Here is a 24,156-nt window from a genome sequence, read left to right as displayed (position 1 = left end):
AGCCGCTCTTTTTTCGTTCTGCAGTGTTGGTCCGTCTACCGCATCGCCGCTGCGATGTTGCCGCCATCCACCGTCGTCACATCGGCGGTGGTTCGGTCGGCCAGCGCCTGATGCAGGAAGGCCTGGGCGACGTCCTCGGCCGTCACCTCCTGTCCCAGCAGATTGCCGGACATGTATTCCTTCTCCGATACGCCGCGTGCGCCTGAGCGGCTGGCGATCATGGCGTCGGTCAGCAGCCCCGAACGGATGCGGTCGGCATTGACCGCATTGGAGCGGATGCCATGGGCGCCATAGTCCAGCGCGTATTGCCTGGACAGGAACAGCGTCGCCGCCTTCGGAATGCCATAGGCGCCAAACTTCGGACCGGGATTGATCGCCTGCTTGGAGGTGTTGAACAGGAGCACGCCGCCGGTGCCCTGTTCGAGCATGACGCGCACCGCGTTCTGCGCTGCCGACTGGTGGGCGAAGAAGTTGAGCTCGAAGCTCTTGCGCAACACGGCATCGTCGAGCTCGCCGATCCTGCCTTCCCAGGCCGCACCGGCATTGGAAACCAGGATGTCGACGCCGCCGAAGACGGCGACGGCCTTGTCGAATGCAGCTCGCATCTGCTTGGCATCGGTGATGTCGGCGCCGACACCGATCGAATTGTTGCCGGCCTGCTTCGCTGCTTCCGCTGCCTTTGCCGCGTCGAGATCGACGACGACGGCATGGGCGCCATTGGCGGCAAACAGCTTGGCCGTGGCAGCACCAATCGCGCCGGCGCCGCCGGTGATCAGCACCACCTGGCCGGTCAGCGGCTTCGGCTTGTTGGAGGCGAGCTTGGCCTGTTCCAGCGACCAATATTCGAGCGGGAACAGGTCGGCTTTCGACAGCGGATGGAAATTGCCGACGGCCTCGGCGCCGCGCACCGCCTCGATCCACATTTCGCCGACGTCTGAAGCGATCCTGGCATCCTTCAGCGTGCGGCCGTGGCCGAACATGCCGAGGCCCGGCACCAGCGTCAGCCGCGGCATCTGGTCGAGCATGGTGCGCTTCACATCGTCGAGCGCGTCATTGGTTTCGAAATAAGCGCGATAATCCCGGGCGAAGGTCTCGACATGGCTGCGGATGACGGATTTGTAGTCGCCGATCTTGTCGGCTTCAGGCGCCGGCAATGCCATCGGTCCGGTCTTGATGCGGATCGACAGATCCGGCGTGGAAACGCCGCGTCCGGCGTAGTCGGCAATCCCGGCTGAATTGATGAAATCGACGATCGCATCCGAGGTGCGGAAATCGCTGATCATGCGGTCGAAACGGCCTTCGCCGCGCGAAACCGCAACTGCACCGCGCAACGTCGAAGCGATGTCGGCCGCTGTCGCCAGCCTGGCCGGAAAGGCCGCCTTCTCCGTGCGCGGCTTGCCGTGTTTGGCGATGTAGTCCTCGGCGACATTCACATAGTGGATCATGCGGTCGTAGGCCTGTTTGGCGTCGTCGCCGAAGGTGAAGATGCCGTGCTTGTCGAGGATCAGGCCTTCCACGGTCGGGTCGGCGTCGAAGATGTCAGCCGCCACTTTCGCCAGGTCGAAGCCCGGCATGATGTAGGGCACGTACCCCATCTTGGCGCCGAACACCTTCTTCACCAGCGGCTCGCTGTCCTGCTGGTCGACGATGGCCAGTATGGCGGTCGAGTGCGTGTGGTCGACGAATTTGTGCGGCAGGAAGGCGTGCAGCAGCGTCTCGACCGAAGGATTGGGCGAGGACGGATCGATGAGGTTCACCCGCTGCAGCGCGACCATGTCCTCGTCGGAGAGTTTTTTCAGCGACCGCGCCCTCAGCAGCGCGCCGAGCTTGACCGCCGGCAGGCCCTGCGGCTCGATGACGCCCATGTCCCAGCCGCTGCCCTTGACGCACAGCACATCCCATTCGTCGCCAACCAGATCCGTGGCCTTTGTCTTGCAGGAGGTGTTGCCGCCGCCATGCAGCACCAGCCGCGGCTCGCCACCCAAGAGCCGCGTCGTGTAGACGCGCAGCGCCAGGTCGCGGCTGACGCCTTTCTTTGCATAGTCGGCAACCAGTTTCTCCGCGTCGCCGTCATTCCACAGGTTCTTCATGTTCGCTTCGTCCGATTGCTGTCTTTTGTCGTTGTGAAACAGGAATGCCGCGACGCTTTGATGACAATGCGCCGGCTGCAATGATTTCGTTTGCTAGGAAGCCTTTTCTGTCGCCGGTCCGGCATGATCCAGCAGCCGTCGCGCCATGCGTGCGCCGACTACGAGATGCGTGCAGAGCCCGCCCGCGAGCGCCGCGATGAGCGGGTCGAACTTGCTGTCCTCCTGCACGACCATCAGGCGCTTTTCGATGGCGCGTAGCGACGACAGCTCCGCCGAAATGACGCGGCGGTTGTAGCTGCAGTCGAGCGCCTTGCCCTTGGCGTCGATGATCTGCCCGGCAATGACGCCGGCCGCACCCGCCTTGCGCAATGCACTCATTTCGTCTGATGTCAGCGCGCCGCATTTGACGACATGGCTATCGGCATCGACGGTGCCGACCGAATACAGCGCCAGGTCGCATTCGTGGATGCTCGACAGCTGCTCGCGGATCACCGGCTCGGCGCGCAGGCCGCGCGCCAGTTCCTCGGTCGTCAGCACCAGTGGCGCGTAGAAGTTGATGCCCTTGGCGTTGAGCCGGCGGGCGATTTCCATCGTGCATTGGTCCGGACGGTAGGAATAGGGGGCGCCGAGATTGCCGCAGAGCTGCACCACCGTGACATCCTGCAGGTCGGCATAGGACATGATGTCGGCGATCGTGTAGACGGTCCGGCCCCAGGCGACGCCGATGCGGTCGCCCTTCTTGACCAGCTCGAGAAAGACGCTCGCCGCCAGCACCGCTATGTCTGTCGAGGGATCGATGACATAGTCGTTCTCAGGCGCGATCCAGACGGCGTCGAGCTTCAGCGCGTCTTCCAGCTTGCGCGCCAGCACGTCGTCGGTGAAAAGTTGGGTCGAGGTCGAGATGTTGACGATGCCGGTCTCGCGCGCCTTGCGCAGATACATGGCGACCGAGGCACGGGAAATCTTGAGTTGGCTGGCCACCTGGTCCTGGCGCAGGCCGTGAGCGTAGTAAAGCCAGGCGGCCTTGTGGATAAGCTGTTCTGCCGGTCGGATCGCCATGCCATCTCCTTGCTGACATTATTCACGGCTCTCGACAAAAGTCAAACCGAGTGGGGTATACGATGCCCTTTCATCAGCTGAATCCAGAACATCATTGTGCCAAATGCGCTCTGTCGTGGCATCGTTGGTGGTGACGCGGCCCGAGCCTGTGGTTAGAAGTCCCTGACAAGAACATTCGGGGAGGAGCGGGATGGGCAATCCCTATGAACAGGATCTCGACAAGAACGCGGCCAACCACCAGCCGCTGACGCCGCTCACCTATCTGGAGCGGGCGGCCCGGACCTTTCCCGACCATGTCGCCATCATCCATGGCCGCCAGCGCACGACCTATCGCGATTTCTGGCGCCGCTCGCTGAAGCTTGCCTCGGCGCTTTCCAAGCGCGGCATCGGCAAGGGCGATACCGTCAGCGTCATGCTGTCCAACACGCCGCCGATGCTGGAAGCGCATTTCGGCGTGCCGATGACCAAGGCGGTGCTGCATTCGCTCAACACCCGTCTCGATGCCGCGGTCATCGCCTTCCAGCTCGACCATGCCGAAACGAAAGTGCTGTTCGTCGACCGCGAGTTCGCCGGCGTCGTCGGCCAGGCGCTGGCACTGGCCAAGGTCAAGCCACTGGTCATCGACTATGACGATCCCGAATACGCCGCCGATGCGCCTTACCCGAAGGGCGAGCGGATCGGCACATCAGACTATGAGGAGTTTGTCGCCGGCGGCGACGAGGACTTCGCCTGGTTGATGCCCGACGACGAATGGGACGCCATCTCGCTCAACTACACCTCCGGCACCACGGGCAACCCGAAGGGCGTCGTCTACCACCATCGCGGCGCAGCATTGATGGCCTACACCAACACCATCCATGCCGGCATGGCCAAGCACGCGGTCTATCTGTGGACGTTGCCGATGTTCCACTGCAATGGCTGGTGCTTCCCGTGGACGCTCGCCGTCCAGGCCGGTACCCATGTCTGCCTGCGCTGGGTGCGGCCGAAGCCGATCTACGACGCCATCGCCGATCACGGCGTCACCCATCTCTGCGGCGCGCCGGTCGTCATGTCGGTGCTGATCAATGCCAGGGATGAGGACAAGCGGGAATTTCCGCAGACGGTCACTTTCAACACGGCCGCGGCACCACCGCCGGAAGCCGTGCTGTCGGGTATGGCCGATGCCGGCTTCGCCGTCACCCATCTCTATGGCCTCACCGAGACCTATGGCCCGGCGGTCGTCAACGAATGGCATGGCGCCTGGGACGGGCTCGACAAGGGATCGAAGGCCACCAAGAAGGCGAGACAGGGCGTGCGCTATGCAGCGCTCGAGGATTTGACGGTGATGGACCCCGAGACGATGCGAAAAACGCCGGCTGACGGCGAGACCATCGGCGAGGTCATGTTCCGCGGCAACATCGTCATGAAGGGCTATCTGAAGAACCGCAAGGCGAGCGACGAAGCCTTTGCCGGCGGTTGGTTTCATTCGGGCGATCTCGGCGTCATGCATGCCGATGGCTACATCCAGCTCAAGGATCGCTCCAAGGACATCATCATCTCCGGCGGCGAGAATATCTCCTCGATCGAGGTCGAGGACGCGCTCTACAAGCACCCTGCCATCGCCTCTTGCGGCGTTGTCGCTAGGCACGACGACAAATGGGGCGAGGTGCCGGTCGCCTATGTCGAACTGAAGCCGGGCAAGACGGCCAGCGAGGCCGAGATCATCGAGCATTGCCGCACGCTGCTCGCTCGCTTCAAGGTGCCGAAAGCGGTGATCTTCGCCGAAATCCCGAAGACCTCGACCGGCAAGATCCAGAAGTTCCGGCTGCGCGAGATGGCCAAGGGGGCCTAACTTCGTCATCCTAGGGTGGAGCAGTCGCGAAGCGACGTCGCGGAAACCCTAGGATCCATGCCGTGATCTCGCGGCCGTGCTCCAGCAGTCGAGGACGGCTGTGGATGATAGGTCGCTGATCAGCGTAACTTATTGATCCGCCAAACTCTTTGACCGACGTCGCGGCATGGATCCCAAGGTCTGCGCTGCGTCGCTACGCTCCTTGCTTCGCCCTGGGATGACGAACGGATAAGCGCCGTTCGCCAATCGCCAGCGCCGGTCATCGCGCCCCTCACTGTCACCAGCTGTCACCAACTATACGCGTACGTCGAATCCGCGTTGACAAGTGACGGATTTCAATTTACGACTGACGAAAATTGAAATTCGTCACTCGTAAATTGACAGAGAGCCATGTCAGAAGCAGCCAACATCGCGGCCGACCCCACCCGCCAGGAGAATGTGACGCGCATTCTCGACTGCGCCGAGCGCTTGTTCCGTCACTACGGCTACGGCAAGACCAATGTCGCCGACATTGCGCGCGAACTCGGCATGTCGCCGGCCAACATCTATCGTTTCTTTGCCTCGAAGGTCGAAATCCACCAGGCGGTCTGCGGCCGGATGCTCGGCGCCAGCTACAAGATGGCCTACGACATTTCCCGCCTGCCGATCAGCGCCGAGGAGCGGCTGCGCCGTTACGTGCATGCGCAATACAAGATGACGATGGAAGTCATGCTCGACGACCAGAAGGTTCATGAGATGGTCATCGTCGCCCTCGAACGCGACTGGAATGTCATCGACAAGCACATCGACAGCATCCACGATGTCATCGCCGAGGTGATCCGCGACGGCATCGAGGCCGGAGAGTTTGCCGAGCAGGACCCGGTAATGGCTTCGCGCTGTTTCGGCGCCGCCACCATCATTCTCTGCCATCCGCAGATGGTGGCTCAGTGCCTCGCCAAGACCAATCGGGCGATGCCCGACGACCTTATCGATTTTGCCATCAAGGCCCTGAAGAAGTGACCGTTGCCGCCCGTCGGGCGGCGATGCCGACAGTTTACCTCCAATTCGGGAGTACGCACGTGTCTTTGTCCAATTCCATTATCAACAGGCTGACGGCCGCGGGTCCGGCCGTGCTTGTCGTCGCCGCACTCGGGCTCGCCGGCTGCTCGCAGGAGAAGGCCGAAGTCAAGGACATCATCCGTCCGGTCAAGGTGGTCGAGATCGGCCAGGCGCAAGCCAGCCGCGAACTCGACTATTCCGGCTCGGTGCGTGCCCGCACCGAGATGAATCTCGGCTTCCGGGTCGCCGGCAAGGTCACCGAGCGTCTCGTCGACATCGGCCAGCATGTGACCTCGGGCGATGTGCTGGCCCGCATCGATCCCTCCGACTACGACTTGTCGGTCAAGAGCGCCGAGGCGAGCCTCGATGCCGCGGAGCGGCAGGTCGAGACGGTCGATCTGGCCAAGAAGCGCGCCGAGCAACTCTATGCCAAGAATTTTGCCCCGAGGTCGCAGCTTGAGCAAGCGACACTGACCTATAACCAGGCGGTGGCGACGCGCGATGCCGCCCGCTCGACCCTCGCCCAGGCACGAAACCAGGTCGGTTACACCGATCTCAAGGCAAGCCAGGACGGTATCGTCACGACCGTCAGCGCGGATGTCGGCCAGGTGGTCGGTGCCGGAACCCCGGTCATGACGGTTGCCGTCGATGGCGAAAAGGAAGTGCTGATCGCCGTCCCGGAAATGGACATCGCCGAATTCAAGCCCGGCAAGGACGTCAAGGCGGGCTTCTGGTCCGACGATGCGCTGACACTGGACGGCAAGGTCCGTGAAGTTGCGGGCAGCGCCGACGCGCAATCGCGCACCTTTGCCGTTCGCGTCAGCCTGCCCAACGATCCGCGCGTTCTGCTTGGCATGACCGCGAACATCAAGGCCTCCGTCGGCAGCAAGCAGCAGCTGGTGTCGATCCCGCTCAGCGCGCTCGCCGAGAAGGATGGTCAAAAGATCGTGTGGACCGTCGACCGCAATGGCGAGACGGTTCACCAGCGTCCAGTCAAGGTCGCCGAGTTCACCGCCGACGGCGTCAGTGTCGCCGACGGGCTGAAGCCGGGCGATGTCGTCGTTGCCGCCGGCACGCAGTTCATGACCGAAAATCTGCAGGTCAAGCTGGCCGGCGAAACGACGCAACAGTCCGCATCGGCAGACGATGAGGCCAAGCGCCTGCGCTGACGCAAGACCGGCTTTGATCGCAGCGGCGCAAGCCGCGCGGTCAATCGGTTCATGGTTTCCGGGCGGCGAGTGCCCGATGGTCGAGACGCCAGGTCGATGTAACCCCCACATCGGTTCTCGCGTCCCACCGCGATGAGTGTCTCTCCCGCTCGGAAAGCCTCGTCGCCCGGAAGCCAGAGCATGATCCCGAAAAGTGGAACCCGGTTTTCGGAAAAGATCATGCTCGAACAAGAAGATAGAGCCCCATCCCGACCCCCGTCGGGATGAAACAGGCTCTACCATCGGAAATTCCGTGAGCACGTCGAGAGCGTGCGCTGACGATCAATTGGATGGACTGACGCCGATGACCACCGACACCAATGAAAAGCGGCCTTTCAACCTATCGCGCTGGGCCATCGGGCATCCGAGCATTGCTCGCTTCCTGTTCGGCCTGATCATCATTGCCGGCGGGCTCGGCCTAATGCGCATGGGCCAGAAGGAAGACCCGGATTTCACCTTCCGCGTCATGATCGTCCAGGCAGTCTGGCCGGGTGCCTCGATCCAGGAGATGGAGGACCAGGTCGTCAACAAGATCGAGCGCAAGCTGCAGGAGACGCCGCATCTCGATTTCGTTCGGTCCTACACGCGCGCCGGCAGCGCCATCATCACCTTGCAGGTCAAGGGCGACACCGATGCCGAGCAGGTGAAGGACGCCTTCTACCAGGTGCGCAAGAAGGTCGGCGACATCGCCAATGAACTGCCGCAAGGGCTGCTCGGGCCTTACTTCAACGACGAGTTCGGCGACACGTTCATCACGCTGCATTCGATCAGCGGCGATGGCTACAGCTATCCCGAGCTGAAGAAATTCGCCATCCAGGCGCGCGACATGCTGCTGACCACGCCAGGCGTCGAGAAGGCGGTGATCATCGGCGATCAGCCTGAAAAACTCTATATCGACGTTTCGTCGAAGGCGCTGGCCGAACGCGGCCTGACGCTCACCGATCTGCAGAACGCGATCAAGGGCCAGAACAATGTCGATCCGGCGGGCTCGGTCGATACCGGCCAGCGGTCGGTGCGGATCTCGGTCGAAGGCGATGTGACCAAGGCGGCCGACATCCGCGAGCTTCGCTTGCGCGCCGGTGGCCAGGTGACGCGCCTTGGCGACATCGCCACCGTCACGTCCGGTCTCGAGGATCCCTATCAGCGCAAATACCGCTTCAACGGCCACGAAAGCGTCCAGCTCGGCGTCGTCATGGCCAAGGGCTTCAAGGTCACCGACGTCGGCACGGACGTCGAGGCCACCTACAAGCGCTTCGAGGAGGCGCTGCCCTACGGCGTTTCGGTCGACCAGATTTCCGATCAGCCGGAAGTCGTCAAGGATGCGGTCAGCGAGTTCATGGAGGCTCTGGGCGAGGCGCTGCTGATCGTGCTTGTCGTCTCGTTCCTGTCGATCGGCTGGCGTTCGGGTCTGGTCATCGCCATCGCCATCCCGCTGGTTCTCGCCGCCACCTTCGCTATCATGTACGAACTCGGTATCGATCTGCAGCGCATCTCGCTCGGCGCGTTGATCATTGCTCTCGGCCTGCTGGTCGACGACGCGATGATCGTCGTCGAAATGATGGAGCGCAAGCTCGAGGAGGGGCTGGTCAAGATCGAGGCTGCGAGCTTTGCCTATTCCTCGACCGCCTTCCCGATGCTGACCGGCACGCTGATCACCACCGCCGGCTTCATCCCTGTCGGCTTCGCCGCCTCGACCGCCGGCGAATATGTCCGCACCCTGTTCTATGTCGTCGGCATTGCGCTGGTCGTGTCCTGGTTCGTGGCGGTCTATTTCACGCCGTGGCTCGGCCACATGATCCTGAAGCAGCGCAAGCACGCCGGCAGTCACCACGATGCCTTCGACACGCGCTTCTACCGCCGTCTTCGCGCCACCGTCGGCTGGGCCGTGCGCCACCGCATCATCGTGCTGGTGATGACGCTGATGACCTTTGCCACCAGCCTGTGGGCGTTCCAGTTCATCCCGCAGAATTTCTTCCCGCAGTCGTCGCGTCCGGAAATCCTTGTCGACCTCTGGCTGCCGGAAGGCACCAGCATCAAGGAGGTGGAGACTGAGGCCAAGGCGCTCGAAGCCAAAATGATGGACGACACGGACAAGCGCTTCATCGCCACCTATATCGGCGAGGGTGCGCCGCGCTTCTTCCTGCCGCTCGACCAGCAGCTGCGCAATCCGAACTTTGCCCAGCTTCTGGTGATGGCGAAGGACGAACCGGCCCGCGAACGGCTGATCGTCAAGCTGCGCACCATTCTGGCGCAAGACTTCCCGTCGATCCGCGCCAAGGTCGACCGCCTGTTCCTCGGGCCGCCCACCGGTTGGCCGGTGCAGATGCGGGTCATGGGACCGGATCGCCAGGAGGTGCGCCGCATCGCCGACCAGGTGAAGGCGAAATTCGCCGAAAATCCGCTGCTCAGCGCCATCCACGACGACTGGCTGGAGCCGGTGCCGGCGATGAAGCTGGTGATCGACCAGGATCGCGCCCGTGCGCTCGGCGTCACCTCGCAGCGCATCCGCCAGATGCTGCAGGCAACCATGTCCGGCGCGCCGCTCGACGATTTCCGCGATGGTGAGGAGACGGTTTCCATCGTCGCCCGCGAGCCGGAGTCCAGCCGCAAGCTGCTGTCCTCGGTCGACTCGGTCTACATCCCGACCGATTTCGGCGGCTTCGTGCCGCTGTCCCAGGTGGCCAAGGTCGTGCCGGTGCTGGAGCAAGGTATCGAATGGCGGCGCGACCGCCTGCCGACCATCAGTGTGCGCGCGACATTGCCTGATGATGTGCAGTCCAATGATGTCGTCACCAAACTGTACAACGACATGCAAGGCATGCGCGCTGGTCTCGCGCCCGGCTACAAGATCGAGATCCAGGGCGGTGCCGAGGATTCGGCGGAAAGCCAGGCTTCGATTGCCGCGAAAGCACCCGTCATGCTGGCCATCATCGTCGTGCTGTTGATGATCCAGCTGCAGCATTTCGGCAAGGCGATGCTGGTGCTGGCAACCGGCCCGCTCGGCATCATCGGCGCGGCTGCGGCTCTGCTGATCAGCGGCGCGCCGTTCGGCTTCGTCGCCATCCTCGGCGTCATTGCGCTGCTCGGCATCATCATGCGCAACTCGATCATTCTGGTCGACCAGATCGACCAGGATATCGCCGCCGGCATGGAGCGTTCCGAGGCGATCATCGGCTCGGCGGTCCGCCGTTTCCGGCCGATCGTGCTGACCGCGTTGACCGCGGTGCTGGCGCTGATTCCGATCTCGCGCGCCGTCTTCTGGGGTCCGCTCGCCTATGCCATGATGGGCGGTATCCTGGTGGCCACCGTGCTCACCATCCTCGTCCTGCCGGCAGCCTATGCCCTGTTCTTTGGCCGGGAGCCCAAAAAGACCGCGGTCACGGAACAAGCGGCCGAGACCGAGGAAAACAACGAAAGGCCGCAACTGGCCCTGGCGGCTGAATAGAGTTCTTGGCAGACGTGACGTCCGGCGGTTTAATCCCGCTTTAGGAGGATGGTCATGACCATAGCTCAGACAGCGCTGCGGCTGCCGATCGACGGACGCCATCGCCAGATGTTCATCGACGGCGCCTGGGTCGATGCCCGCTCGGGCCGGACCATGGAGAGCCGCAATCCGGCCACCGGCGCCATCATCGCGACGGTGCCGCGTGGCGATCGTCAGGACATCGAGTTCGCCGTCGCTGCGGCTCGAAAAGCCTTCGACGGGCCGTGGAGCCGTTTCAAGCCCTATGAGCGGCAAGTGCTGCTGCTCAAGGTCGCCGACCTCTTCGAAAAGCACTGGGAGGAGATCAGCCGGTCGGACACGACGGACATGGGCATGCCGATCGTGCGCACCCGCGCCAACCGCAACCGTGTCATCGGCATGCTGCGTTATTACGCTGGCATGGCGACGTCGCTGCATGGCGAGACCATCGAGAACTCGCTGCCGGGCGAGGTCGTTTCCTTCACCCGCAAGGAGCCGGTCGGCGTCGTCGGCGCCATCATCCCCTGGAACGCACCGACTGCCGCCTCGATCTGGAAGATAGGGCCGGCGCTGGCGAGCGGTTGCACCATCGTGTTGAAACCTTCGGAAGAAGCGCCGCTGACGCCGCTGCTGATCGCCGACATCATGAACGAAGCCGGCGTGCCGGCGGGCGTCGTCAACATCGTCACCGGCACCGGCGTCGAGGCAGGCGCGGCGCTGGCCGAGCATATGGGCGTCGACAAGATCGTCTTCACCGGCTCGACGGCGACCGGCCAGTCGATCATCCGGGCGTCGGCCGGCAACCTCAAGCGCGTTTCGCTGGAACTCGGCGGCAAGTCGCCGGTCATCGTCTGCGCCGACGCCGATCTCGACAGGGCGGTGCCGGTGGCGGCGATGTCGGTGTTCGCCAATTCAGGTCAGATCTGCATCGCCGGCTCGCGCCTGTTCGTCGAGCGCTCCATCCATGACGCGTTCGTCGAGCGGCTGGCCGCCTATGCCAAGGGTCTCAGGATCGGTGACGGCATCGACCCGGTAACCGAGATCGGTCCGCTGGTGTCGGAGAAACAGCTGCAGCGGGTCACGGGCTATCTCGAAGCCGGCACGGCCGAAGGCGCGACCCTTGTCACCGGCGGTTCGCGCCTCATAGAGGGCGCGCTCGCCGCCGGCAATTTCATCGCCCCGACCGTCTTCGCCGGCGTATCGGACGGCATGAAGATCGCGCGCGAGGAAATCTTCGGCCCGATCATTTCCGCGCTGCCCTTCGATACGCTGGACGAGGCAGTCGAGCGCGCCAACAATACGCCCTACGGCCTTGCCGCCGGTGTCTTCACCCAGAATGTCGCCACGGCGCACCAGCTTTCGCGAAAGATCCGCGCCGGCTCGGTCTGGGTCAACACCTATCACGCCATCGATCCGGCGGTGCCTTTCGGCGGCTACAAGATGAGCGGCTACGGCCGCGAGGGCGGCGGCGAGCATCTCGACGAATATCTCAACACCAAAGGCGTGTTCATCAAAATAGATTGAACGGCCACCCATACGAAAATGCTCCGCAGCACGGGTTTTGCAAAACTAAATTCCTTTCCAGGACGGCAAAGCCGTCCGATCCTGAGCTGATATCGGAGCGGCAACGCTCGTCCTCATCAGGTGCTTCCCATGGCAGATAACAGGCAATTGCGGCTCGGCGCCTTCATGCGCCCCGTCAGTCTTCATACCGGGGCCTGGCGCTACCCAGGCGCCTATCCCGACGCCAATTTCAATTTCGCGCATTTGAAACGCTTCGCGCAGACGCTTGAGGCGGCGAAGTTCGACGCCTTCTTCATGGCCGACCATCTGGCGGTGCTCAACATGCCGATCGAGGCGCTGCGGCGCAGCCACACGGTGACGTCGTTCGAGCCGTTCACGCTGCTGTCGGCGCTTGCCGCCGTCACCGATCATATCGGGCTGGTCGCCACCGCATCGACGACCTTCGATGCGCCCTATCACATTGCCCGTCGTTTCGCCTCGCTGGACCATATCAGCGGTGGGCGCGCCGGCTGGAACATCGTGACCACGTCCAACCCGGACGCAGCGCTGAATTTCGGCCTCGACGACCATGTCGAGCATGACGAGCGCTATCTGCGGGCGCGGGAATTCTACGATGTCGTCACCGGCCTGTGGGACAGCTTTGCCGACGATGCCTTCATCCGCGATGCCGAGAGCGGCCTCTATTTCGACCCGGCCAGGCTGCATGTGCTCGATCACAAGGGCGAGCATCTCTCGGTGCGGGGGCCCCTCAACATCGCGCGGCCTCCGCAGGGCTGGCCGGTCATCGTCCAGGCCGGCGCATCGGAGGCGGGCCGGCAACTGGCAGCCGAGACGGCGGAAGTCATTTTCGCCGCCCATGCCGATCTCGCGGCCGGGCAGCGCTTCTTTGCAGACGTCAAGGGCCGTGCGCAAAGGCTCGGCCGCTCGCGTGACGACATCAAGATCCTGCCTGGCGCCTTCGTCATCGTCGGCGACAGTATCGAGGAAGCGCAGGCCAAACGGGCGAAGCTCGACAGCCTCGTCTACTACGAGAGCGGCATTGCCTCGCTGTCGATCGCGATCGGGCATGACGCATCGGGTTTCGATCCGGACGCAGCCTTGCCCGAAATCCCGGAAACCAACGCCAGCAAGAGCAGCCGCGAGCGCGTCATCGAACTGGCCCGCAAGGAAAACCTGACCGTCCGGCAGCTCGCGCAACGGCTGGGTGGCTATTCCGGCCTCGCCTTCGTCGGCACGCCGCAAACCATTGCCGATGAGATGGAGGAATGGCTGGTCGCCGAGGGATCCGACGGCTTCAACATCATGTTTCCCTATCTGCCTGCCGGGCTCGACGATTTTGCCGAGAAGGTGGTGCCTGAACTGCAGCGGCGAAACATCTTCAGGCGGCAGTATGAGGGAACGACGCTGCGCGAGAATCTCGGCCTGAAGCGGCCGCCCAACCGTTTCTTCGAGGATGCGAAGGCGGCGATCCGCAAGACCGGCTGACATCTCGCAAACCGTTGCCCGCCAAACTGTGCTGTTCAAGAAGAAGGCGCGACCGCCAGGACGTGGACAGTTTGACGGCAATCGATTAGCTGGTTCCATGACGGAAGCCCAACCAGAAACTGCCAAAAAGAAGCGCGGCGCGAAGAAGGCCCCACCGCGCTTCAGCCGCGAGCAGCCGGACGTTCGTCGCGCCATGCTGATCGAGGCGGCGACACGGTGCCTGTCGGTCGGCGGCATCGGTGCCTTCACCGTCGATCGTATCTGCAAGGAGGCCGGCGTTTCGCGCGGCCTGATCAACCACCATTTCGAAGGCCGCGACGGGTTGCTGGTCGAGGTCTACAAATCCTCGCTCTATGCCAGCGTCAACAACCAGATCGCCGAGGCCAAGCGCCGCCGCGCCGAGACTTCGGACTGGTCGCCGCAGGCAGCGCTCGCCGCTCTGGTGCATTCCAATTTCTCACCCGATTATTTCAGCCGCGACAATTTGCTGATCTGGCTCTCGCTATGGGGCGAGATCGCCGTGAACCCGCGCCTCAAGGCGGCGCATCGCGAACTCTACGACGTCTACCGGGCTGAACTCGCCGAAGACATCGCGGCGGTCGCCACGCCACGCGGCAGGGACGTCGATGCCCCGGCGCTGGCGCGCAATTTCATCGCTCTGGTCGACGGGCTCTGGCTCGAATGGTGCCTCGACGAAAGCGTGGTGACGCCGCAGGCCGCCGAAGCCGCCGGCTTCGAGATGCTCGAAGCCCAGGTCGGGCCTTTGCGGGACGAATAACTATTTCAAGTCGGCGCTGTTACCCCCTCTGTCCTACCGGACATCTCCCCCTCAAGGGGGGAGATTGGCAGCTCTACTGAAGGCGCCTCTCCTTCAATGTCGATGATTGGCGAAGGCCGAAGTGACATCTGATCTCCCCCCTGAGGGGGGAGATGTCCGGCAGGACAGAGGGGGGTGCCTGGGCGCCAAGCGTCGCACCCCACAAAGTCAATTCAGCGGCGAGCCGCCCTCGCGCTTGCGGCGTTCCATATAGTCGCGCAGCGCTTCGTCGATGCCGGGATCGATCGGCGGCTGCTCGTATTCGGCGATCATGCGCTTCCAGACGACGTTCGCCCGCTCTCGCGCAGTGATCTGGCCACGTTCGACCCAGGTGTCGTAATTGTCCCAGTTGGACACCAGTGGCGAATAGAACGCCCGCTCATAGCGCTGCATCGTATGCGCCGCGCCGAAGAAGTGCCCGGCCGGCCCGACCTCGCGCACGGCTTCCAGCGCCAGCGTGTCGATGTCGACCACCGGCGGATCGAAATAGGCGCACATCATTTGCAGCATCTCGGCATCGATGACCAGTTTCTCGAATGACGCGGTCAACCCGCCGCCGAGCCAGCCCGCCGCATGCAGCACCAGGTTGGCGCCGCCCATCAGGCACCCCCACAGCGACATCGAGCTCTCATAGGCGGCCTGGGCGTCGACCGAATTGGCGGCGGTGACGTTGCTGGAGCGAAACGGCACGCCGATCAGCCGACAGAGCTGGCCGGTGATCTGCGCGGCCTGCGTGTATTCGGGCGTGCCGAAAGCCGGCGCGCCGGTCTTCATGTCGACATTGGAAGTGAAGCCACCATACATCACCGGCACGCCGGGGCGCACGATCTGGGTCAGCACGATGCCGGCCAGCGCCTCGGCATGCTGCTGCGACAGCGCACCGGCGAGAGTCACCGGGCTCATCGCACCGGCCAGCGTGAACGGCGTGATGACATTGACCTGGCCGTGCTCGGCCAGTGCGATCAATCCCTCGGCCATAGGCTCGTCGAGCTGCAGCGGCGAGTTGGTGTTGATGATGCCGGTAAACACCGGCATTTCGGCGCCAAGGTTTTCGCGCGTCGTGCCGAGCGAAATCGCCACCATCTCCAGCGCGTCGATGGCGCGACCTCGACCAAGGGTTTGCGGCTGCCAGTTCTTGTCGAGCAAAGTGATCTCGGCATAGTAGAGGTCGAGGTGGCGCGTGTTCTGGTGCAGGTCGAGCGGCTCGAACGGCCCGCCGCCTTCCTGATGCAGCACGTTGAACGACTGAATGAGTTTTAAGTAGTCGCACATTTCGGCATAGGTGCCGGGCCTCCGGCCGCGATCATTGTCCATGACATAGGCCGGCCCGCCGACCGACGACAGGATGCAGTGCCGTCCACCCACCTTGACGTTCTTCTCCGGATTCCTTGCTCGCAGTTCGAACGACGACGGCGCCATGGCGACGCGCTCCATGACCATGGCGCGGTCGAAGCGCACCCGCATGTCGCCTTCGTCGACATCGCAGCCGGCTGCGCGATAGAACTGGCGCGCCTGCGGTTGCAGCACACGCATGCCGATCTCTTCGAGAATGGTCAGGCCCATCTCGTGAATCGTCTGAACCTGGTCGGCCGACAGGATCTCGACCGGCGCATAGGGCCGTGTCAGCTGCTTCCACGGCCGCTGCTCGATGCCGCCGATCTCGCGCTGCGGACGGCCGGGCCTGCGACGTGCCGTGATACGTTCCATGGCTTCCTCCTATTCGGCTGCCGTGCGCATGTCGAAGTCCGCCACCGCATCGACGATCGGCGTGTCGCGGCGGTAGGGCTGCCAACGTTTTTTTGAACCGATCTCCTGAGCCAGCTTGTGGCCGCTGTGCACTGCATGGGCGATGGCCCCGGGAGCCAGCGCGTCGCCGATCCGATCGACACTGCAGATGCCGGCGGCCGCAAGCGCGTCCGTCCGTTCCGTCAGCGCCTCGAACAACTCGCCACGCGGCAATCTGAGCCCGACGATCACCACCGAGCGGCAGGCCACGCGGGTTTCCTCACCGGTGAACAGATGCGCCAGCGTCGCCGTCTCTCCGTCGAAGGCTTTCAGCAGGTGCAGTGTCGTGACTGGCACCTTGCGCCGTGCCAGCGCGCGATGCACCAGCGGCAGTTCGTTGGTCATGATCGTCCATGCGGACGCCTGGCCTGCCGGTGTCACATAGCTGACCGGGATGCCGTGCGCGGCGAGGTGTTCGGTGAGGACGCCGCCCATGTAGTAGTTGTCGAAATCGAAGACCAGCGTCGGTCCCTGGGGAAGCCGGCCGCCGGCGATATCGTCCGGGGTCAGCACATCGGGATGGTCTAGCCGGCCGACCGGGATCTCCAGCGAGGAATAGAGCATATCAGTCCAGCGCGCGCCGGTCGCCAGCACCACGCGCTCCGGCGCCAGGTCGATGATCTCGTCCGCGCCCAAAACGCTCTCGGGATAGAGCGAGACGTTGCTCATCTCGTTGAGACGTCCGAGCCGGTAGTCGACGACGCGGTTCCAGGCCGAGAGGCCGGGCAGCGTCTTCTCGAAGGTCAGCCGTCCGCCGAAGGTCCGGCTGCCGTCGGCGAGCGTCACCTCATGGCCGCGACGGCCAAGCGTGAGTGCACATTCGAGCCCGGCCGGTCCGCCGCCGACAATGAGAATTCGCTCAGGCGCGTCGGTGCGCTCGACGCGTTCGGGGTGCCAGCCGCGCCGCCATTCCTCGCCGGCGGTCGGGTTCTGGGTGCAGCGCACCGGCACGCCGTCATGCCAGCTCGAAATGCAGATGTTGCAGCCGATGCATTCGCGGATTTCAGCCTCGCGGCCCTCGCGGATTTTATTCGGCAGGAAGGGGTCGGCGATCGAAGGCCGTGCGCCGCCGATGAAGTCGAGCACGCCGCGCCTGATTTGCGAGACCATGGTGTCGGGCGAGGTGAAACGCCCGACGCCGACCACCGGCTTTTTGGTCAGCGATTTGACGAAATCGATCACCGGCTCGTGGCTGCCTTCGCCGGTGAAGCGGGACGCCGAACAGTCGGTCGGACTGGAATCCATCTTGACGTCGAACAGGTCGGGCAAATCGGCAAGCAGTTCGATCAGCTCATGCGCTTCGGAGGGCTGGTTGCGGCCAGGCCTGCCGCGCAGTTCCTCGAGACTTACCCGCAAGGCGACGCCGCAATCCTTGCCGACCGCCTCCTTGGTGACTTCGATCATCTCGCGCACGAAGCGCACCCGGTTCTCGATCGGTCCGCCATAACAGTCGGAGCGTTGATTGTATTCCGGCAGCAGGAATTCGTAGCCGAGATAGCCCATGCCGGCATAGACATAGACGATGTCGAAGCCGGCCGTGCGCGCCTTGCGCGCCGCCTCGGCCTGGCATCGAAGCACCTCGCGAATGTCGGCCTTGTCCATCGTCTTCGGCCGCAGATTGCCCATGAAGCCGACATGGGTGGCCATCCATGGAATTCCCGACGGCGACAGCGGCGGCAGGCGGCTTGTCCTGTTCATCACCGAGGCGCCGCCATGCCACAGTTCCACGCCGGCCAGCGCGCCATGGCGGTGCACCGCCTCCGTCATCAGTGCATGCGCGCGGATATCGTTGTCGTCCCACATCGTGGCGAAAGGCAGCGGCGTATCGTCCGAGCTGGGGTCGATCGAACAGGCCCCGGTGCAGATCACACCCCACCCGCCCTCGGCCTTCGCTTCGCGAAAGGCCGCGCGCACGCGTGGCAGCGCGTTGGTCATGCCGCTGGCGTGGGGCACTTGATAGAAGCGGTTCGGCGCGGTGACAGGTCCGATCCGCACCGGTTCGAATAGGATTTCGTAGCGGGGGTTGCAGGTCATCGACGCGTCTCGAATATGCTTGTTGAACGATCGTATAACAAGCATATTCGCGCTGATGGTGAAACGCAATGGCCTGCATGGCTACGCGGGTTGGATCCATCATCAGCCGCAGACGAAAAAACCCACCCCGATGGTATCAGGGTGGGCTTCAGCCGGGAGGCTCGGACCGAGCGCGTCGATACGCGCTCGGTCCTTTCAGATTGCTGTCAGATGACGAAAAACCAGTTGGCGAGCAGCATCACCACGACGCCGGCGGCCAGCGTCAGATAGGGCAGGATGCCCGCCTTTTTTACCGCCAGATCGGACGACTTCATGCCGAGATCCGCCAGCATATGGTCGGGGAACTTGCCGCCGTCCTGGATGTAGTGCCGGAAGCAGAACACCGGGATGATCAGGGCGGCTGTGATCAGCCCCGCCCACAGCGCCATCGGGTTCCAGACCTTGGCGCCTGCGCCCATGAAGATCATGTTGACATAGGCAAAGATGGCGCCGACGCCGAGCAGCCAGCTCGGAGCTCTCCACGGCCGTGTAATGTGGCCGTTGTCGATGCGGTGGATCCAGCCGGCATTGAGGTTGAGGAAGTTGAAGATGATGTAGCCGCAATTCGAAACGGCGAGGATGAAGAAGAAGCTCGTCGCATCGGCCGAGGCGATGGCCAGCACGATCAGGTTGAAGACCAGGTCGGTCCACATCGCCCGCGTCGGGGCGCCATGCTCGTTGACGTGGCTGAGGTAGCGCGGCAGCCAGCCATCGACGGAGCCCTGGTAGAGCGTGCGCGAGGAGCCCGCCATCGCCGTCATGATGCAGAGCACCAGCGCCAGGATCATCAGCATCACCAGCAGGCTGTGGATCAGCGCTCCGCCGCCGACCATGCCGGCCAGTGCGTCTGCAACGCCGGAGCCGTCGACAATCGGCGTGGCCAGCATGCCGTTCAGCCCCAGCACGCCCTGGAAGGTGAATGGCACCAGGATGAACAGCAGCATGCACAGCAGGCCGGAATAGAAGATGGCCTTGAACGTGTCGGTGCCCGGGTTCTTGAACTCGGACGTATAGCAGACGGCAGTCTCGAAGCCGTAGGTCGACCAGGCGGCGATGAACATGCCGCCGAGAACAAGCGTCCAGCCGGCGATGTTCCACGCGCCGGGCTCAGGCGCGTAGGCTGCTGCGAGCGGCACCAGCGGCGAAAAGTTGGCCCAGTTGATCTGGCCGGTGACGATCGGCACCACGCCGACGATCAGCATCGGGATGATGACCAGCAGGCCGATATATTTCTGCACATTGGCCGTGCCCAGGATGCCTCGATGCTGGATGGAGAAGATGATCAGCATCAGCACCGCGCCGATGAAGAAGGTCGCGTTGAGCGTGAAGGAGACCGGGCCCAGCGTGTGGCTGAACAGCGTCCAGGTGCGGATCGCCGGTATTGCGGCCGCGCCCACCGCCGCAATGGCGTCGGCGGCACTCGTTCCGGCATGCGCCGCGATGTAGGCGACAACTTCCGGAGAGGTCTCGCTGAACAGCGGCACTGGCGCCAGCGCGTTGAGGATGTAGGCGGCGGCGATCGAACAGCCGAGCGACAGCACAGGCGACCAGGCGAACCAGTTGCACCAGACCGAGAGCGGCGCGATGAACTTGGAATAACGCAGCCATGCGGTGGCGCCGTAGACCGAGGCGCCGCCGGACTTGTTCGGGAACAGGCCGGCGATTTCCGCATAGGTGAAGGACTGCAGGAAGCCCATGATCATGGACGCGGTCCAGATCGCGAAGGCCAGCGTTCCGGTCGTGCCGGCTATGCCGCCGATCGAAAACAGGACAAGGGCCGGAACACCGCTCGCCACCCAGAAGGCGCCGCGCCAGTCGATATTGCGGTGCAGCTCGCCTTCGGCAGGCTGCGCCAGGGCAGTGGTTATCGTGCTCATCTGTGTGAAGTCCCCTTTTTGATGTTCCCCATCGGCGAGGCCGCGACTGTGCGTGGCTTCATCACCGCATGCATCCAACGACCCCAGTGTTTCCACTCAGTCGCATTTTTTTCTTAACAGTGAACATTGATCCGGCGCGCTTTCACGTCAAGCGATTTGTGAAACTGTGCACATCACGCTTGTGAAACGCGAGCTTTCGCGGCGCTGCCGGGTGGTCTGAAACGAAAAAACCCGCCTGAGGCGGGTCGCGGCGCAAATCAGCAGCATCGCCAAATCAATAGCATAACTGCCGTCATTTGTCGATCACTAGAGCATTTCATGTTTTGACGGAAGCGTATCCCGCATTTTCGAAGTAGTTCTTGCATTCGGCTGCCTCGATGGTTTCGACGAGGTGGCCGATGTGGCGCCAAGTTTCCTCGACAGTGCGTTTCTGAGCCTGGCGCATCCAGTGTTTGATCTTGGCGAAGGCCTGCTCAATCGGATTGAGGTCCGGAGAGTAAGGCGGCAGGTACCAAAGCCTGGCGCCGGCAGCCTTGATCATCTGCCTGATGGCCGCCGACTTATGACTTCCCAGATTATCCATGACGACGATGTCGCCGGGCTTCAGAACGGTGACGAGCTGCTGCTCGACATAAGCGCGGAAGCATTGGCCGTTGATCGGTCCGTCGAAGACACAAGGTGCTGCGAGCCGATCCCAGCGCAGCGCGCCAAGGAAGGTCAGCGTGCGCCAGTGGCCGTGCGGCGCCAGGCCGCGCAGCCGCTTGCCCTTCGGCCCCCAACCGCGCAGCGGAGCCATGTTGGTCTTGATCCAGGTCTCATCGATGAAGACCAGGCACTGTGGATCGAGACCGGTCTGCCAAGATCGCCATCGCTGGCGCCTGCGGGCAATATCAGCGCGGGCCTGCTCAAGGGCGAACAGTGTTTTTTTTGAAGCTCAGGCCCTCGCGGCGCAGGAACATCCAGATCGTATTGTGCGAGACCTTGACCCCGCGCGCTTCCAACTCGTCTTTCAGCCTATGCAAACTCAGCTCAGAGGTCTGATTGATCCGCTCCACGATGAAGGCCCGATGCGGCTCAAGAATGCGCTTGCGATGTCCGCCCATCTTGCCCGGCGCCACCGAGCCGGTCGCTCGATAGCGCTGCGACCACTTCACGACAGAGGAAACTGCAACGCCAAAGCGCGATGCCACGGTACGGCAATTCTCGCCTGCGCCAACTGCTTCAACAACACGCTCACGAAGATCGTTTGAAAGCGCTCGCGTCATTAGATGCTGGCCTCCAACCCAGCCTGCGTCTTGAATCACAAACAGCCTGATTTGGGAATCCTACGATTCTCTCAAAGTAGGAAACGCTCTAGGGCGTGGCTGCGATACCGTCAGGAGCGCGGTCTGGTCTTCTGCGGATCGTAGTGGGCGAAGGCGACGACGCGTGCCGGCAGCCGCTTGGCATGGCCGTCGAGCTTGCCGATCTCTACCTCGGTGCCGATGGCGGCATGGGTGACGTCGAGCCTCGCCAGCGCAATGTTCTTGTTCAGCACCGGCGAGCGCATGCTTGATGTCACCACGCCGATCTGGGCGCGGCCGACATGCACGCAATCGCCATGGCCGACAGCGACATTGGCGTCGATGTCGAGGCCGACCAGTTTTGTCTGCGGGTTCTCCTTGCGCCGGATCAGCGCCTCGCGGCCGATGAAATCGTCGGTCTTGGTCTTCAGCGGCACGGTGAAGCCGATGCCGGCCTCGAACGGGTCGGTCTGGTCGGAAAACTCGTAACCCGCGAAGATCAGCCCGGCCTCGATGCGCACCATGTCGAGCGCCTGCAGACCCATCGGCTTCAAACCATGCGGCTGGCCAGCCTCCCAGATGGCGTCGAACACTTTTTCCGCGTCGCGCGGATGGCACCAGATCTCGTAGCCGAGCTCGCCGGTGTAGCCGGTGCGCGAGACGACCACGGGAATGCCATTGCCGCCGCCGATGCGGGCCACGGCGAAACGGAACCATTCGAGCTCGTCGATTGAAGGTTGTAGCGGCGAGGTCCAGATGACCTCCCGCAGGATGTCGCGGCTCTTTGGTCCCTGGACGGCGACATTGTGCATCTGGTCGGTCGACGAACGAACCAGCACGTTGAGGCCGAGCTTCGTCGCCGTCTCGCGCAGCCATTCGCCGGAAAGATCGTCGCCGCCGACCCAGCGGAAATTGTCCTTGCCCAGCCGCAGCAGCGTGCCATCGTCGATCATGCCGCCATGCTCGTAGCACATGGCCGAATAGACAACCTGGCCGACGCCGAGCTTCTTGACGTCGCGGGTCAGCGTGTATTGCAGCAGCGCTTCTGAATCCGGGCCGGTGACCTCGAACTTGCGCAGCGGCGACAGGTCCATGATCACCGCGTCCTGCCGGCAGGCCCAGTATTCGTCGATCGGGCTCTCCTTGGCGAAGGCATTGGCCAGCCAATAGCCCCTGTATTCGACGAAGTTGCGGGTGTGCTTGGCAAAGCTCGAATGAAAGGCTGTCTCGCGGGTCATTTTCGGTTCCGAATCGGGCGTCATGCGTCTTGCGATCGCTCGCGAGAATTTGTGCTGGCCGGAATAGGTCCGCACATGGATGTCGGTCAGGTTCCAGCCATTGGCCGGCGTCGTGTCGTCGGGGCAGGCCGACGAGACGCAGACGATGTCGGTCAGCGCCCGCAGCAGCACGTAGTCGCCCGGCCGCGACCACGGCTCGTCGGAGACCATGACGCCATGCGCGTCGATCGCCGTGTTGAAGAAGAAGTTGATCGCCATCCAGCCCGCGCGCGGACTTACGCCCCTGTCGGCCAGCGCGCGATTGAAATTCTCCGAGCAGTTGGTGTGGCCGGGATAGCCGATGTCGTCATAATATTTCGCTGCGCAAGCGAGCGCGAAGGCGTCGTGCCTTCCGCAAGTGTCCTGCACCACCTCGACCAGCGGCTCCATGTCCTGGTCGTAGTATTTCGAATGCAGGCCGGGCATCGGATAGCTCGAACCCATCAGCGTGCGCGTCGTCGTCACGTCGAGCGGGTGGTCGCGGCCCTTATCCAGCTTGCGCGCCGAAAAACACTGGAAGTCAGTGCACTGGCGGCCATCGACATCGATGATCTGCAGATAGTCGCCGGCTTTGACGAAATAGGATTCCGCCGTCGCCGAATGGACGCGCAGGTCCAGCACCGGATCGGCCAGCGGATCGCCAAGCTGCGATTTCGCCGCCGGACGGATCGTGGCGCGCCGGACGATGACGCTGAGCGGCGTCGCCGTGTCATGGCCGTCGACCAGCATCGGCCCGCCAGGCGCGGCAATCAGCATCGCGGCGTCGCGCGCGACGGTGAAACTTTGCTCGGTGCCAGCGGGCGTTGCACCGCCGAACACACGCACCGCCTTGGCCTGATCGAGCTGCACCTGGCGGCGCTCGAGCCCGCGCCGCAGGGTAGCGAGGCTGTCGTCGCCATCTGCCAGCAGCGCCTTGATGCCGGCGGCATTGCTGTTGGAAGTTTCACCGAAAATACCGGCGTCGGTGGCACCGGTCTTGTCCCATGCCAGCAACTCGGCGGCCTGCCCGCCCTCGACATTGCGCACCGTGATCGTATCGCCGACCTCGACCTCGATGAGCACCGCGCCATTGCCCTGGATCGTGTAGCGCTCCAGGCCGGGCGGCAGCGCGATCTGGCCGGGCCTCAAGATGAGGCTCGGCCGCGGCGGTCCGGCTGTTACGGCAGGGTAGGGCGACTGGCTCATCTCAGCCTTGCGGTTCGAGAAACAAGTTTGCCTGTGTGTGAAATTACTTTAGCAGCAAGAATAGCAGCGAGGTTGGATTTGGCAAGGCGAAGGTGGTGTTTCGGATGCAGTCGCTGCAGGTTAGACCTTCCAATCAAACCTATCTTCCGAACGTCGGCGCC

At 63.3% G+C, this 24,156-nt stretch carries 14 protein-coding genes; 7 read left to right on the top strand and 7 right to left on the bottom strand.

All coding sequences use genetic code 11. The annotated features are described in order from the left end of the window. Positions 1 to 35: 35 nt before the first annotated feature. The gene (locus tag LHFGNBLO_RS31545; protein WP_258603873.1) at positions 36 to 2,090 is read right to left on the bottom strand and encodes a bifunctional aldolase/short-chain dehydrogenase; all 2,055 of its coding nucleotides are present in this window, start codon (positions 2,088 to 2,090) and stop codon (positions 36 to 38) included. Between the two features lie 93 nt (positions 2,091 to 2,183). Then, positions 2,184 to 3,149: a sugar-binding transcriptional regulator gene (locus LHFGNBLO_RS31540; RefSeq protein WP_258603870.1), complete on the bottom strand. Its 966-nt coding sequence runs from the start codon at positions 3,147 to 3,149 to the stop codon at positions 2,184 to 2,186. Between the two features lie 190 nt (positions 3,150 to 3,339). On the opposite strand from LHFGNBLO_RS31540, the gene LHFGNBLO_RS31535 reads away from it, so the two are divergent. The 7 genes from LHFGNBLO_RS31535 (at position 3,340) to LHFGNBLO_RS31505 (ending at position 14,476) form a co-directional block, all read left to right on the top strand. Next, positions 3,340 to 4,980 (top strand): acyl-CoA synthetase, encoded by a 1,641-nt coding sequence (locus LHFGNBLO_RS31535; RefSeq protein WP_258603869.1) that lies wholly within the window; start codon positions 3,340 to 3,342, stop codon positions 4,978 to 4,980. A 390-nt stretch (positions 4,981 to 5,370) separates the two neighbouring features. Further along, positions 5,371 to 5,979: a TetR family transcriptional regulator gene (locus LHFGNBLO_RS31530; protein WP_258603868.1), complete on the top strand. Its 609-nt coding sequence runs from the start codon at positions 5,371 to 5,373 to the stop codon at positions 5,977 to 5,979. A gap of 59 nt (positions 5,980 to 6,038) precedes the next feature. Continuing rightward, positions 6,039 to 7,187 carry an efflux RND transporter periplasmic adaptor subunit gene (locus LHFGNBLO_RS31525; RefSeq protein WP_258603867.1) on the top strand — a complete coding sequence of 383 codons (1,149 nt, stop codon included), beginning with the start codon at positions 6,039 to 6,041 and terminating at the stop codon, positions 7,185 to 7,187. A gap of 343 nt (positions 7,188 to 7,530) precedes the next feature. Then, a complete protein-coding gene (locus LHFGNBLO_RS31520; RefSeq protein ID WP_258603866.1) occupies positions 7,531 to 10,671 on the top strand; it encodes an efflux RND transporter permease subunit in 3,141 nt (1,046 codons plus the stop codon). A gap of 48 nt (positions 10,672 to 10,719) precedes the next feature. Further along, entirely contained in the window at positions 10,720 to 12,213 is a 1,494-nt protein-coding gene (locus LHFGNBLO_RS31515) for an aldehyde dehydrogenase family protein (RefSeq protein WP_258603865.1), read from the top strand. Between the two features lie 129 nt (positions 12,214 to 12,342). Next, positions 12,343 to 13,698, top strand: a complete 1,356-nt coding sequence (locus LHFGNBLO_RS31510) for an LLM class flavin-dependent oxidoreductase (RefSeq protein ID WP_258603864.1) — start codon at positions 12,343 to 12,345, stop codon at positions 13,696 to 13,698. 97 nt (positions 13,699 to 13,795) lie between these two features. Beyond that, positions 13,796 to 14,476, top strand: a complete 681-nt coding sequence (locus LHFGNBLO_RS31505) for a TetR/AcrR family transcriptional regulator (RefSeq protein WP_258603863.1) — start codon at positions 13,796 to 13,798, stop codon at positions 14,474 to 14,476. Between the two features lie 207 nt (positions 14,477 to 14,683). Here LHFGNBLO_RS31505 and LHFGNBLO_RS31500 read toward each other — a convergent pair whose 3' ends face one another. From LHFGNBLO_RS31500 to LHFGNBLO_RS31480, 5 genes are all read right to left on the bottom strand, one after another. Next, complete coding sequence (locus tag LHFGNBLO_RS31500; RefSeq protein ID WP_258603862.1) at positions 14,684 to 16,222, bottom strand: trimethylamine methyltransferase family protein; 1,539 nt, start codon at positions 16,220 to 16,222, stop codon at positions 14,684 to 14,686. A 9-nt stretch (positions 16,223 to 16,231) separates the two neighbouring features. Then, on the bottom strand, positions 16,232 to 18,334 hold the full coding sequence (locus tag LHFGNBLO_RS31495; RefSeq protein ID WP_258603861.1) for an FAD-dependent oxidoreductase: 2,103 nt from the start codon (positions 18,332 to 18,334) through the stop codon (positions 16,232 to 16,234). A 206-nt stretch (positions 18,335 to 18,540) separates the two neighbouring features. Beyond that, positions 18,541 to 20,250 carry an APC family permease gene (locus tag LHFGNBLO_RS31490; protein ID WP_258603860.1) on the bottom strand — a complete coding sequence of 570 codons (1,710 nt, stop codon included), beginning with the start codon at positions 20,248 to 20,250 and terminating at the stop codon, positions 18,541 to 18,543. 316 nt (positions 20,251 to 20,566) lie between these two features. Continuing rightward, positions 20,567 to 21,515 (bottom strand): IS630 family transposase gene (locus LHFGNBLO_RS31485; RefSeq protein ID WP_258599869.1). Its coding sequence is split into 2 segments (ribosomal slippage): positions 20,567 to 21,178 and positions 21,180 to 21,515, totalling 948 coding nucleotides; the frame shifts between segments, so codons are not numbered across the junction. A gap of 110 nt (positions 21,516 to 21,625) precedes the next feature. Next, on the bottom strand, positions 21,626 to 23,995 hold the full coding sequence (locus tag LHFGNBLO_RS31480; RefSeq protein WP_258603858.1) for a DUF1989 domain-containing protein: 2,370 nt from the start codon (positions 23,993 to 23,995) through the stop codon (positions 21,626 to 21,628). Between the last annotated feature and the right edge of the window lie 161 nt (positions 23,996 to 24,156).

The organism is Mesorhizobium sp. AR10 (assembly GCF_024746795.1).
Lineage (GTDB): Bacteria > Pseudomonadota > Alphaproteobacteria > Rhizobiales > Rhizobiaceae > Mesorhizobium.
This window is presented reverse-complemented; position numbering and strand designations above follow the sequence as displayed.